The following is a 13,424-nucleotide window of genomic DNA, read 5'->3' on the forward strand; positions in this document are numbered from 1 at the left end:
GGCAAAAATACACGTTTCGGCCGGTTAGCCCTCAATTTCCGATTCTTCCTTTTTGACCAGGATGCGCTCCTTCTTCAGGTCGATCCGGATCATGGCATACAAGCTCATGTACACGTTGGCAATCCACACCAGCGCAAAACCTGCCAGCAGATACCCCCGCCAGTCCGCCAGCAATAAGTGGAACTGCGTTAGGAACAACGCCCCGATCGTTACATAGTGACTAAAACAATATTCGCAGGTGAAGAGGTAAAAGAACTTGCGCGTGAGCAGTAACTTACTCTCCTTACTGCGCTGCACGCAGTACTCGTGCGGCTCGCGAAAGACCTCCTCGTGCGTGACGGTCCAGGCCACGCAGGCGATGGGAATGGGTAGGACAAAAAGCCAGACGAGTTGCGTATACAGATCCATGACCGAAGCATTTTAAACTTACAACGGGGTAAAAAACTCTGCCACAGCCACTAGGGCGTAACAATTCGAGGCACGCCCGTCGCCGATCTTGTTACGCCCTTCAGGGCTGCGTCTTCTTTCGTTCGGTGAACCCAGGCCTTCAGCCTGGGCTGATGGGTTACGCCCTTTCAGGGCTATATATTCGTTTATACCGGCGCTGACCGCCTTCCACACCCTAATCCCACACCTCCTGTCTCATCAAGCTGGCACGCAGCAAAGCTGCTCCAACGCCCGCACGGCCTGGTCCACATCCTCTGCCGTATTAAACCGGCTGAACGAAAACCGCACCGAGGCCCCTTTACACGACGGGTACAATGCCTTCAGCACATGCGATCCTCCCACGGCACCGCTCGAACAGGCGCTTCCCCCGGACGCAGAGATGCCCTGCTGGTCCAGGTTAAACAGCAGTTGCCCGCTTTCATCGCACTCCGGGAGACAGACATTCAGGATGGTATACAAACTGCGACGCAGATCCTCGGAGTCGCCATGGAACGTCACCCCCGGGATCGCTTCACGCAGCTGCGTGATCATCCGGGATTTTAACGCCCGGATATGCCGCGCGTGCGCATCCATGTCGCGATACGCCAGCTCCAGCGCTTTTGCCATGCCGACCACGCCGTAAACATTCTCGGTTCCGCCGCGCATGTTGCGCTCCTGCGCGCCGCCGTGAATGAACGGCTCGATGCGTTTCTTCTTCCGCACGAACATAAAGCCCGCTCCTTTCGGCCCATGGAACTTATGCGCGCCCGCGGTGATGCCGTCTACTTTCAGCCGGCGCAGGTCGTGGCGAAGATGCCCGATGGTCTGCACCGTGTCGGAGTGGAACCACGCCTGGTAATAATCACAAAGATCGCCGACGCGCTCCATGTCAAGCAGGTTGCCGATCTCGTTGTTGGCGTGCATGAGGGAGACGACGGCGTGCGGATTTTCCTTGAGCAATGTTTCAAGATCGTCGAAGTTGATGTGGCCTTTTTCGTCGAGGGTGACGTGGTGCAGCTTGAACCACCCCTGGCGTGCAAGCACCTCCAGCGTATGGCTGACCGCGTGATGCTCGAGGGGGGATGTGATGACGTGCTGCACGCTGTGTACCTGTATGGCGCCGCACAGCAGGGCGTTGTCGGCTTCGGTGCCCCCCGAGGTGAAGACGATCTCGCCGGGTTCGGCGCCGAGCAGCGCGGCGATTTGCTGCCGTGCGGCTTCGAGCGCCGCGCGCGTTTTGCGGCCATGGCTGTGCGTAGACGACGGGTTGCCGAAGTCGTGGAGCATATAGGGCTTCATGGCCTCGAATACCTCGGGGTCGAGCGGCGTGGTGGCCGCATTATCCAAGTAGATCATAGACAGTTTTTTGGGTTAATGAGTGTGCTAAAATTACACGCGGCGTGGCAGCGCAACGGGCGTTGTACGGAACTTTATTTTACCACGGTATATCATTTGGTATTCACGCAGGTAAAGAAATTTTCGTCGCTTGCCTAACGAACGATCAAATTTTATACGGGTATTTTTTGCGATGCCGTCATACCGGATTAGTTGTACAGGCAACACGTTTACGGCCACAGACCGTGCCGTTTAATAACTCCGGCCTGCCACTCAATAATCGCTTTTCACATTTGCCCCGGGGATGCCGAGCATTGCGCCATAGCTGGTCTTGATCGACCCGATGGTTATCGGGTGTGTTCTCTCGTCTCAACCAAAAAAACACACTATGAAGTATCCTTTTACAAAATTGACGGCGGTATGTGTCCTGCTCGCGGGAATGTATACCGCGGGCGCCCAGGATAAGATATCGCTGGGCACAGTATCCGAACTGAAGAGATCGTTGGTGCCCGGCGCCGGCCAGCGGGGCGCTGCATCGCTGCAAACCGCCCTGCCCGGCCGTGCAGGGGTGCAGCTCAACATCAACCACCGCAGCCAGCCGAACACCGGCGATGTGATGATCGTCGGCAGCGTACAGGATCTGCAGAACAGCTCGTTCTTCCTGCACGTGCAGAACAACACGCTGCGCGGCAACATCATCCTGAAAGACCAGCGTGTAGCCTACGAGTATATTTCCGACGCCGCGGGCAACGCCTACCTGCAGGCCAAAGACATCGACCAGGTATTGTGCCTGGACTATACGCGTCCCACCAAGCCGGAAGCCCGCGCCGCGGCCGCCGAGCCGGGTCCGGTAGTGATGGCGTTGAACAATCTGCAGAGCTTGCCGGGCGCCAACGCCGTGGTGTTCCTCGACTTCGACGGCTACAACATGCCGGCCGGTACCGGCTGGAACAACGGTAACCCCATCAACGCCGCGCCGTCGGGCATGAGCGATGCCGCTGTACAAGAGGCCTGGGAAGTGATCAGCGAAGACTTCCGCCCCTACAACATCAACATCACCACCAACGAAGCGGTCTATAACTCCTATGCGGTGAACCGCCGCCAGCGCTGCGTGTTCACGCCCACCAACACGGCCGCGCCCGGCGCCGGTGGCGTGGCATTCGTAGGCGGCTTCGGCTACCAGGACTGGCCGTGCTGGGTATTTGTGCTCAGCGGCAAAGGTGCCGGTGAGGCCGGTGCCCACGAGATCGGCCACACCGTCGGCCTCGGCCACGACGGCCGCACCAACCCCAACGAAGGCTACTTTGCCGGCCACGGCGACTGGGCCCCGATCATGGGCGTAGGCTACTATGAGCCCATCACACAGTGGAGCAAAGGCGAATACAACGCCGCCAATAACAAGGAAGACGACCTGACCGTGATGACGCGCTTCATCCAGTTCCGCAATGACGACCACGGCAACGCGTCCAACGCCGCCAGCGTACTGGCCGCCGATGCCACCGGGAACCTGTCCGCCCGCACGGGCGTGATCGAGCGCACCGCCGACGTCGACTTCTTCTCTTTCAACACCGGCACGGGCTCCATCTCGATGGACATCAACACCGTATCGCGCCACGGCGACCTCGACGTGCTCGTACGCCTCTACGAAGGTAAATCGGGCGCACAGATCGGCACCTTCAACGGCAGCGGCCTGCAAACGCACCTGGATGCCTACCTCGACGCCGGCGTATACTATATCGCGGTCGACGGCACCGGCGCCGGCGACCCCGCCACCAACGGCTACTCCGACTACGCATCGCTGGGCAGCTATACCGTCACGGGCCGCATCGTTCCCCCGACCGGCAACAACGGCGTGGCAACCTTCTACAAAGATTGTAACTACGGCGGCTATGCCGTCGCCCTGCCCGAAGGCAACTACCTCGTAACCGACCTGCAAGCCCGCGGCATCGTCAATGACGACGTGTCGTCGCTGCGCGTACAAGCCGGCTACCAGGTAACGCTGTACCTCGACAACAACTACACCGGCACGACCGTGGTGAAGACCGGCGACGACGCCTGTCTGGTGGACGACAACTTCAACGACCTGACCAGCTCGATCCGCATCGCGCGGACCACCGCGGCCAGCACGGTGATCGAAGCCGAAAGCTTTACGTCCATGTCGGGTGTCCAGACCGAGGCCTGCACGGAAGGCGGCCAGAACGTAGGCTATATCGAAACCGGTGACTGGATAGCCTACAGCGGCATCACCTTCCCGACAACCGGTACCTATACCATTGAATATCGTGTGGCGAGCGAATCCACCGGCGGACAGCTGTCGGTTGACATCAACGCCGGCGCTACCGTGCTGGGCTACCGCGACATTCCCGCCACCGGCGGCTGGCAGACCTGGACCACCGTATCGCACACGGTAACCGTCCCGGCCGGCACGCACAGCCTGGGCCTCTATGCACAGACGGGTGGCTGGAACATCAACTGGATCCGCATCACCAGCGCCGGTGCCGCGGCACCGACCTTCGAGGCCGCCGCCCCGTCGGGCACGTCCGCAGCGCTGGAACTGTCGTCGCTGAACGTATACCCCAATCCGGTACGCAACGTCCTGACCGTAACGGCCTGGGACGGCGGCGACCAGGGCAAGGCCCGCGTGATCGACCAGAACGGTAAAACCGTCGAGCTGCAGCTCCAGAACAACTCCGCCGACGTCTCGGCACTGAAGCCCGGACTTTACATTCTCCAGCTGCAGAACGGCGCAAAACGCGCGGTGAAGAAGTTCATCAAAGAATAAATTACCTGCCGGCCAACGGCAGGCCCTAAACCCCAAAACCTGAGCCGGCGCCCCTGATCGGGGTGCCGGCTTCCCTTACGTGCCTCCCAGCAGGCAGGCAAGCTAAACAACCAGTCGCCCTTCTTGTATCCTGGCTCCCCTTCGATTGCTCCCTCATTCGACGCCAGGACGCAAGCGGGTGCTGGAGTTTAACAGCGTGACCCGATATCCATCGGGTGTGAGAGCGAGAGCGAAGAATGGATACGTGGGATCCGTCATTCTGTGGCAAAAACATACCTCGTCCCTACGCGCAGCCCGAAAAGGCCTGTTTTCGTCCCTATCTTTCCTGCCATGAACCAATCGTCTAAAATTGCTTTCTTCTGGGTCCTCATCGGCATGTGCTATGTCTTGCACGGCTACTACGAGCTGACGGCCATCCGCTACGGCGCCCCGGTTCTCTCTCCCGGCCACGAAGCCACCGGTGTCATCCCCCTCAACCTCCACGTCATGCGCATCGTGCTGGAGATCGGCTCCCTGCTGATCGGCACGCTTACGGTGCTGAGCTTCAACCGCCCGTTCCAGTGGTTCTCATTTGTGTGGGCGATCTTCCTGGGCGTGCTGAACGGCGCGCACCTGGCCATGACCGTAGCCCGGAATTATACCGATTACACCCAACTTGCCCTTCTGACCTTTATCTTCTTCGTCAACGTCCTCCTCGCACTCGAGCTGCGCGTCGGCAAAAGCCAGGATCAGGCACGGTAGTGGCGGCATCAACCCACCTTCCGGCCACCGTTGAAGCAGCGATATAGCAGCGCCCCTATAGCTGCTTCAACTGTGCGACAACACTGCCGGAACAGTGCTACATCTCTGCTATATCCCCGGCGTTGGCCGGCCTTTGGGCGCTAAACACCGGCGCCAGATACCGAGCCCGATACCGAGGGGAGTCGTAACCTGGGGCTTGCCCGCCATAGCTTCAGCGACGGCGGGCCACCAAAGCCTTTCCCCAAATATCCTCCCACCGGTAAAACTGAAACGTCTTATCATCGCTCATCGCCACAAACATCCCCTGCGGAAATCCCGGTAACGGCATACTCGTTACGTCGCTACCGTCGCTCTCTACCGTCGAAGTATTTACAATCCGCAGCAATGGGTGCTCATGCGGATTTCCCGCCGTCCCTTCACGAGCGAAGATCTGAAAGCGGTGCGCTTGCTGATCGGAGACCAGAATATACCCCTTCCCTCCCTCCTGCTTGTAGATCGAAATGCCTTCATGGTTATCCGCAAAGCCTGAGGTCGCAAAGAGCGCCAGCTCGCGCGTAGTACTGTCCGGGTGTGCATAATACTTCCGCACCCCTACCCCTTCATCCGAGCAATACAGATAGCCGAGCTCATTGTCTACCGCGATCGATTCGATCTCGTTTTTGCCGCTATAGACGCCAACCTTCCGCACCAGCGTGCCCTTTACAACACCCTGGCCGTTGTCCTCCAACAGGTATTGCCACAGGTATGTGCCGTCGGTCGGGCCGGTCTTGCGTCCCACGATGGCATAGATCGCGCCCGTGGCCGGTTCGGTATACAACGCCACACCCATGGGCGCGCGCAGGGAGTCGCCTTCGAAGACCGGAATGCCGCCGCCGTCGATCGCTTGCAGCGCGGGCACGCTGAACACGCGGATAGAATTGGTATTGCGCTCGGTACAAACAGCGATGTCCGTCTTTTGTCCGGCCACGGTCAGGCCGTAGGCCACGTCCACGTTGTTGGGCCGGCGAATGCCGTGCACGGTCTTGCCGGCCACCTCGTGGCCTTGCAGGTCGAAGACATACAGGGCGCCGTCACCCGCGTCGCCGCCCTTGTCGGTGCCGAGGATGAGGCTTTGGGCCGGGTCGGCGGGGTTGATCCAGAGGGCCGGGTCATCGCTGTCGTGCCGCACCGGGTCAGAGGCAAAGACCGGCTTTACCACGGCCAGGGTATCGGCTTCTGCAGGCGAGAGGGCCCTCTTAGGCTGGCAAGCCAGCCCAAGAAGGCAAAGGGATAGGATCAGGTAGTGCGTGTAGTATCTCATGCTGGGTTAGTCTTTCTCAAAAGTAAAGGTTACACCGTTGTCGTCGCGGAAGAGCTCCTCGCCTTCGGCAAAATTGTCTTCGTCCACCAGGGAAAAGAAACGGATCGAAAGGGTTTCGCCGGCTTCGTCCTGTGTATATTCGGCTTCCGCCAGGAAGTCCAGCTCGTCTTCCACCAGGCCATTGTCGCCGATAATGGGATGGCTGCCTTCGAACTCCAGCTCGCCGTCGTCGGCATCGTATTCCGCTTCGATCTCGATCACTTTGTTTTCCGTCTCGGTTTCAGACGCGCCGTCTTCGCAGGTCGTGACCTCTTCCGTTTCGGCCAGCTCCAGGATGAACTTCATCTCCTCGAACTCGAACCCGGCGGTGACCTTGCCGGTGATGTCTTCGAACGAAAGCGCGTCCAGGCCGGGATTCACCGGGCCGAACAGTTGCTTGAACTGCTCGAATTCTTCTTCCGTGGCGATCTCCAATTCCCATTCACCGGCAACGTCGTTGTCGAGCACCTCGTAGGCAAACGCGCGCGGCGAGCCGAGCAGTACCGGCTCCGTGGTCGTGAGGTTGGAGAACACAACGGTAAAACCGCCCTCGGTGTCGTCGGCGCCGGGCAAGGTAAACACCACCTCGAACGACTCGGGCACCGTGCCCAGGTCGGCGTCGGGCGCGATCGTGATCGTACCGCGCAGGCCGTCGGCCGAAGCCGTAAAGTCCAGCTCCCGTTCATAGGTGCAGTCGTCGAGCTCCACTTCGTATACTACCTTGTCGACCGCCACGGCACCTTCCATCGTGCCGTCGAGGTCTTCGATACTATACTCCAGCGTCAGCGTCGTGGCCGGCAGGGATGTGCCGGGCAGGTGGTCGGCAAATTTGATCTCCACGCCATAGTCTTCGGCATCGGCCAGGTCCGCGCCTTCTTCGGCGTCGAGCACGAGCTGCAGCGGGAAGTTGTCATCGTTGGGCGTTTCTTCCAGCGAGTTGTCAACGCACGCCGCGAACGTCAGGGCGAGGGCGAAGAGCGAAGCGTTACGAATATATTTTTTCATGGTCACTGTCATTGTGGATTAAAGATCGAATTTCACACCGGCACGCGTCCACCACGAGTAGAACTCGCGTTGGATGTAGTGCGATTCGTTGCCCTGGTATACCTCGAACGGCTGGTTGGTGAGGTTCAGGAACTCGGTAAAGAAGCGCAGGCGCGGCGTGAGCGTAATCGTGGCCGTGGCGTCCAGCTGCAGGCGGTCCTTTACATACAGGTCCTCACGGGCGTCGCCGCCGATCTCGCTGATATACTCGCCGTTGAAGTTCGCCGACAGGCGCACGTTCACGCGGCCCAGCTCGTAGCCCAGCGACAGGTTGCCCACGTGGCGTGCCTGGCCCGGCAGGCGGATCTCCTCTTCATCGTCGGGGTTCTCGCGCGACTGGATGCGCGCGTTGGACGAGGTCATGGTATAGTTCGCATACACGCTCATACCCTTCAGAATGCCCGGCAGGAAGGTAAGGTTCTGCTGGTAGGCCACCTCAAAACCAAAGAGGTCGGCGCTTTCGCCGTTCTGCGCCTGTGTAAGACGGATCGTCTCACCCTGCGAGCCCGGATATATATCGGAGTCGAAGTTGCGGCTGAAAATAAAGTCTCCTAATTTCTTATAGAACACACCTCCCGACAGGATCCCGACGGTGCCAAAGTATTTCTCCGCCAGCACGTCGACGTTCGTGGCCGATATGGGCTTCAGTCGCGCATTGCCGATCGTGCCTTCGCCCTCGTTGATATTGATCTCCTGCGCCGGCACGATGTCGCTGAAATTGGGACGGGCGTAGCTGCGTGTAACCGCCGCCCGCAGGTTCAGGTCTTCGTTCAGCTTATACTTCACATGCAGCTGCGGCAGCAGGAAGCCATAGTTGCGTCCGCCTTTCCCGGGAAGGATCTCCGTTTCGTTGATAACATTGTAGGACGTATACGCCACATCGGTATATTCATAGCGAACACCGCCGAGCAGCATGAGCTTGTCGCGCTGAATACGCGTCATGACATATCCGGCATACACATCTTCGCTGGCCGTATAGGCTTCGGCCGCTTCGGTGGCCAGCTTGTCTTCCACCGACAGCTCGAAGTCCTCGCGATGGGTGTTGAAGAATCGCACGAACTTCTCGGCGTCCGCGTGCGGGTTCATGCTATACCGGTCGTTCAGGAAGTGTTTGTTGTAGTCGCCGCCCGCATACTGATCGAGCGTGAGGTCGTTCGCGCCGGTGTAGCCAAAGACGTTCTCCGTAATATCATACGACTTTTCTTTCAGGCGAACCTTGCCGCCGAACTTCAGCAGACCGTCGCTCTCGCCCGCCTTATAGGGTACACCGATGTTGAACTTCGCCGTTTTGTTACGGTCCCTGGCATAGGTCTTGCCCATTGTCACCTCGTCAAATTCGTATCGGGAATTGTCGAGGTAGGCATTGGTACGTTGTGCATTCGGTTGGTCGTCGAGGGTGATCGTCGGAAAATCGGGGTCGCTGTCGAAGTCGATGGACAGCTGGTCCACTTCGCTGGTGCTGCCCACCTCGATGTCGAACGGCGTATCCTGGACGGCTTCCGAAAAGGATGCTTCATAGTCCAGGTTGAAACCGCCGAAGGTGTGCTTTGCGCCGAGGTTATAGCTGATCACATATTGTTTTTCAAGACGGTTCTTGGTCAGGCGCTCGACGGTGTTGTCCTCGAACGGCGAGTCGTCCACATGGGGCACAAAGACATAGCGGCCGCGGACCTCGCGGTCCGTAAACCGGTTGTAGAGTGTGCGGAAGTACAGGCTGTGCTGTTCGCTGAGCTTGTAGTCGATCGTGCTGCTCAAACCGGTGCGGGTGCGCGACAGGGCGTAGTCCCGCAGCTCCAGGTCGTTGTCGTCGCGCTCCCAGTCTTCCGAGCCGCGCTCGGTGGCGTAGTAGCTGCCGTTGAGCATGATGCCGAGCTTGTTGGCGAACAGGCGGCGGCTCAGTTCCAGCGACCCCTGAAAGTTGGTCTTGCCGCTGATGTTGTTATACCCCGCCAGGGCCGACGAGCTGATGTTGAGCTGCTCCGACTGCGCCGTGCGCGTGACCAGGTTGACCGAACCGCCGATGGCGTCGCCGTCCATGTCGGGCGTAATGGCCTTGCTGACTTCGATCGACGCCAGCTGATCGGCGGGCACGGCATCCAGCGCCACATAACGCACACCGGCCTCGGGCGACGGGATCTGCTCACCGTTGATGCTGATGTTGGTGAACTGCGGCGCCAGGCCGCGCACCAGCACGTAGCGGCCTTCGCCCTGGTCGCGCTCGATGTTGACCGCGGGCACGCGTTGCAACGCCTCCGCTACGTTCGGGTCGGGGAAACGACCGATCTGGTCGGCGCTCACCACGTTGCGAATGTTGTCGGCTGTTTTCTGCTGGTTCAGCGCACGCTGCTGTCCCTGCAGTACACCGGTAACGGTAATGAACTGCAACTGCGTGATGTCGCTCACCATGTTAAAGTCGACCTGCACAGCGCCATCCTCCGGCACGGCGACCATTTCGGAATACGTGCGGTAGCCGATGTAGGTCACCTCTATTTCCGCCTCGCCGGCCGGCACGCGCAGCGTGAACTCGCCGTTCACATCGGTCGTCGTACCGTTGCTAGTCCCCTTCTGATACACCGTCGCGCCCGGCAACACCGTCTTGAGCTGGTCGTCCACTACGCGGCCGCGCACCACGCCCACCCGTGCCGCGCGGGGCGCCACGATGGGAGCGGCTTTCACCAGCAGCTGTTCGTCGAGCTGTTTGATCTGCAGGTTTGCCTGTGCCGCCACCGCTTCCAGCAGCACGCCCAGGTTTTGGTAGGCCCCCGACAAGGTCAGCCGTCGCGCCAGGTTGATCTTGCGGCTGCTATACGTAAAGGTAAAATCGGTGCGGTCTTCAATGATCGTAAAGAGCTCTTTCAACGAAGTGTTCTGTACCGCTACCTGGATGCGGACCTGGTAGATGTCCTGCGCCGCGGCCGCCCCGGCGGGCAGCGCGTGGACGCTGAGCCACGACAGCAGTAGCCCGGCCAATACCGGTCGCAGCCATCGCAGGACCGCGTGTCGCAAAGTGAGTAAACGTGTAGCCATAAAGTATTTGGTTAGATATAGTATAAGATCAGTCACAACCCTTGCCGGTTACGGTGACGGTGTTGTCGCGCAGGGTATAGCGTATGCCGATGGTATAGGCCATGGCCTTCAGTACTTTTTCCAGGGGTTGGTTGGTATAGCGGCCGGTGATGACACACCGCCGCAGCGCGGCATTTTCCAATACCACGCGCACACCGTAGGCGGCCTGCAATTTTTTCGCCGCTTCCTCCAGCGACAGGTCGTCAAACACCAGCACGCGCTGCATCCACGCAAGCTCCGCCACGAGGTTGACCTTGCCCGTGCGCGCGGTACGGCGTCGTACATCGTACACCAGCTGATCGTCGGGCAGCAGGATGTGCGCTTTGTCGCCGTGGCGCACCTGCACCTTGCCCGTGGCAACGCTCACGGTCACCGCATCCGCCCCGCTGCGCACATCGAAAGAGGTGCCCAGCACCTGCGTGGTGAGCGCGCCCGTATGAATGATAAAGGGATGGGCTTCGTCGCGGGCCACCGAAAAGAATGCCTCTCCTTCGAGGTATACTTCGCGCGTAGCGCCGTCAAACGTAGTGGGATACCGCAACAGCGCGTGGGCGTTCAGCGTCACGACCGAACCATCGGCCAGGGTAACGGTCTGTTGCACGCCCGCCGTGCGGTGAACCGCATACGCCACGTCCACCGGCTGAGCGGTTGGATGCGTTGAATAATAATATATACCCAGGCCGGCGGCAATGAACAGCGCCACCGAGGCAGCCACCTTCCACCATGTGAGGGATATCGTACGTACCTCCGCGGGCTCCGTCAATACCGGGTCGTATGCATCGATGCGGCGGTTGAGCTTCGCCAACGCCGGCGAAAGATGAAAGGCCTCATTATAAGGAAGCTTCTGCTCCCACGCCGTCACCCACTCATGAAACAATTGCTGGTGCCGCTCATCCGCGGCCACCCAGTCAAACAAAGCCTCTTGTTCAGCCGGCGTAGCCTCACGCGACAGGTAACGAACGATGAGGTGTTCAGGCACAGAATGTTCCATAGGCATGGCAAGTCGATACTATACCCGGAAGAGTAGTTTTTGCCGCTACCCCCACTACGCGTCCATATTATGAAAACATTAAGCGTGTATTAACTGGCTACAACGTCAAAAAGACCCCCGCCAACTCCGTCGACATCACAATAACCACCAACCCATACTGCCGGATCGCCGTCCGCAGCAACCCCAGCGCCTTCACTAATTGATTCTCCACCGTCTTCTCCGAGATTCCCAGCACCTCGCTGATCTCCCGATACGTAAGTGCCTCCATCCGGCTCATCAAAAAGATCTGCCGGCACCGCGGCGGCAACGTATCCACGGCCGCATCGATATGCTGGCGCAATTCATCATACGCCAGGGCGCTTTCCGGATCGCGTGTATCCGCCAGGGTTTCCACCAGCCCGCTGTCGTCCGCATCTTCCAGCGCCGGCCTGCGCGCGCGCAGCACCGCGAGCGCCGCATGGCGCACCGACGTGTACAGATACGCCTTCAGGTTCTTATCGATGGAAAGCTGGTGGCGGTGGCGCCACAGGGTAAAAAATACATCGGAAACAGCCTCTTCGGCCTCGTCGGTGTTTCGAAGGTAGGTGTACGCAAAACCGCAAAGCTTCTGATAATATTGCGCGAACAGCGCGTTCAGGGCCACACGATCGTCGGCGCGGATGCGTTGAAAAAGCGCAATATCGTGTTCGGGAGACTGCACGGGCGGGTGCTGGCAAAGGTCATATGCCGGCGTACCGTGCCCAAACTCAGCGTATTATGAAATCATCAAATTTTTCGGTGGACACAAGCCGCCGGGGTGTTATTTTTGCGTCATGTCGCTTTTTACCGCTTCCCTCAATTCCGGCAGCAACGGAAACTGCTACTACGTAGGCAACGCGGAGGAAGCGGTGCTGATCGACGCCGGCATCTCCTGCCGCGAAGTGGAGCGACGCATGACCCGCCTGGGCCTGTCGATGCGCAGCGTCAAAGCGATCTTCATTTCGCACGAACACTCCGACCACATCCACGGCGTTCACAAGCTGTCGGCGCGTTATCGCCTGCCGGTGTACGTCACCCCGCGCACACGCCTGGAAGGACGCCTCACGCTGCAGGAAGAATACGTGCAGGCATTTCAGGCTTTTATGCCCGTGACGATCGGCAACCTCTCCATCACCGCGTTTCCCAAGCTGCACGATGCCTGCGACCCACACAGCTTCATCATCCGCTGCGGCGACGTGACCGTGGGCGTGTTCACCGACCTGGGACTGCCCTGCGAACACCTCATCCATTATTTCCAGCAATGCCACGCCGCATTCCTGGAAGCCAACTACGACGAGGAGATGCTGGAGCGGGGTAAGTATCCGTATTTTTTAAAGAACCGCATCCGCGGCGGCCTCGGCCATCTTTCCAACACCCAGGCCCTGCGGTTGTTCACCGAATACCGGCCGCCGTTCATGAGCCATTTGTTCTTATCGCACTTATCGAAAGACAACAACCGCCCCGACCTGGTGCACGAGCTCTTCCGCCGCGAAGCGGGTGCGACGGAGATCGTCGTGGCGTCGCGGTATATCGAGACACCGGTATATCACATCACGAGCACCGGGCCGGTAAATTATACCCCCGTGGCCATGCGCATCCCGCCGCCGGCCAAACCACAACAGCTGTCGCTTTTCTGAGCGCACGCTATATACTTTATGGCCGGCACGCAACGGCGTGAACGC

Annotated in this window: 10 protein-coding genes; 3 read left to right on the plus strand and 7 right to left on the minus strand. The window is 59.4% G+C overall.

The genetic code is table 11. The annotated features are described in order from the left end of the window. Nucleotides 1–24 precede the first annotated feature (24 nt). Nucleotides 25–408: a hypothetical protein gene (locus KK078_RS21985; protein WP_254092479.1), complete on the minus strand. Its 384-nt coding sequence runs from the start codon at nt 406–408 to the stop codon at nt 25–27. Between the two features lie 237 nt (nt 409–645). Then, on the minus strand, nt 646–1,782 hold the full coding sequence (locus tag KK078_RS21990) for a cysteine desulfurase family protein (RefSeq protein ID WP_254092480.1): 1,137 nt from the start codon (nt 1,780–1,782) through the stop codon (nt 646–648). Between the two features lie 367 nt (nt 1,783–2,149). On the opposite strand from KK078_RS21990, the gene KK078_RS21995 reads away from it, so the two are divergent. Together KK078_RS21995 and KK078_RS22000 are read left to right on the plus strand one after the other, a co-directional pair. Continuing rightward, on the plus strand, nt 2,150–4,543 hold the full coding sequence (locus KK078_RS21995) for a carbohydrate-binding protein (protein ID WP_254092481.1): 2,394 nt from the start codon (nt 2,150–2,152) through the stop codon (nt 4,541–4,543). 330 nt (nt 4,544–4,873) lie between these two features. Next, complete coding sequence (locus KK078_RS22000) at nt 4,874–5,284, plus strand: hypothetical protein (RefSeq protein ID WP_254092482.1); 411 nt, start codon at nt 4,874–4,876, stop codon at nt 5,282–5,284. Nucleotides 5,285–5,495: 211 nt separating this feature from the next. Here KK078_RS22000 and KK078_RS22005 read toward each other — a convergent pair whose 3' ends face one another. The 5 genes from KK078_RS22005 to KK078_RS22025 all read right to left on the minus strand — a co-directional run bounded on the left by KK078_RS22005 (nt 5,496) and on the right by KK078_RS22025 (nt 12,424). After that, entirely contained in the window at nt 5,496–6,584 is a 1,089-nt protein-coding gene (locus KK078_RS22005) for a phytase (protein WP_254092483.1), read from the minus strand. A gap of 6 nt (nt 6,585–6,590) precedes the next feature. Beyond that, a complete protein-coding gene (locus tag KK078_RS22010) occupies nt 6,591–7,628 on the minus strand; it encodes a hypothetical protein (RefSeq protein ID WP_254092484.1) in 1,038 nt (345 codons plus the stop codon). Nucleotides 7,629–7,646: 18 nt separating this feature from the next. Further along, complete coding sequence (locus tag KK078_RS22015; RefSeq protein ID WP_254092485.1) at nt 7,647–10,694, minus strand: TonB-dependent receptor; 3,048 nt, start codon at nt 10,692–10,694, stop codon at nt 7,647–7,649. 28 nt (nt 10,695–10,722) lie between these two features. Then, nucleotides 10,723–11,724, minus strand: a complete 1,002-nt coding sequence (locus tag KK078_RS22020; protein WP_254092486.1) for a FecR family protein — start codon at nt 11,722–11,724, stop codon at nt 10,723–10,725. 97 nt (nt 11,725–11,821) lie between these two features. Further along, nucleotides 11,822–12,424, minus strand: a complete 603-nt coding sequence (locus KK078_RS22025; RefSeq protein WP_254092487.1) for an RNA polymerase sigma-70 factor — start codon at nt 12,422–12,424, stop codon at nt 11,822–11,824. A gap of 112 nt (nt 12,425–12,536) precedes the next feature. Here KK078_RS22025 and KK078_RS22030 point away from each other — a divergent pair, with 112 nt between their 5' ends. Then, the gene (locus KK078_RS22030) at nt 12,537–13,379 is read left to right on the plus strand and encodes an MBL fold metallo-hydrolase (protein ID WP_254092488.1); all 843 of its coding nucleotides are present in this window, start codon (nt 12,537–12,539) and stop codon (nt 13,377–13,379) included. The last annotated feature ends 45 nt before the right edge of the window (nt 13,380–13,424 follow it).

Source organism: Dawidia soli (assembly GCF_018598185.1).
Lineage (GTDB): Bacteria > Bacteroidota > Bacteroidia > Cytophagales > Cyclobacteriaceae > Ohtaekwangia > Ohtaekwangia soli.

Coding starts and splice junctions, on each gene's coding strand:
- KK078_RS21985 (WP_254092479.1), bottom strand. CDS start 408: ATGGATCTGTATACGCAACTCGTCTGGCTTTTTGTCCTACCCATTCCC.
- KK078_RS21990 (WP_254092480.1), bottom strand. CDS start 1,782: ATGATCTACTTGGATAATGCGGCCACCACGCCGCTCGACCCCGAGGTA.
- KK078_RS21995 (WP_254092481.1), top strand. CDS start 2,150: ATGAAGTATCCTTTTACAAAATTGACGGCGGTATGTGTCCTGCTCGCG.
- KK078_RS22000 (WP_254092482.1), top strand. CDS start 4,874: ATGAACCAATCGTCTAAAATTGCTTTCTTCTGGGTCCTCATCGGCATG.
- KK078_RS22005 (WP_254092483.1), bottom strand. CDS start 6,584: ATGAGATACTACACGCACTACCTGATCCTATCCCTTTGCCTTCTTGGG.
- KK078_RS22010 (WP_254092484.1), bottom strand. CDS start 7,628: ATGAAAAAATATATTCGTAACGCTTCGCTCTTCGCCCTCGCCCTGACG.
- KK078_RS22015 (WP_254092485.1), bottom strand. CDS start 10,694: ATGGCTACACGTTTACTCACTTTGCGACACGCGGTCCTGCGATGGCTG.
- KK078_RS22020 (WP_254092486.1), bottom strand. CDS start 11,724: ATGGAACATTCTGTGCCTGAACACCTCATCGTTCGTTACCTGTCGCGT.
- KK078_RS22030 (WP_254092488.1), top strand. CDS start 12,537: ATGTCGCTTTTTACCGCTTCCCTCAATTCCGGCAGCAACGGAAACTGC.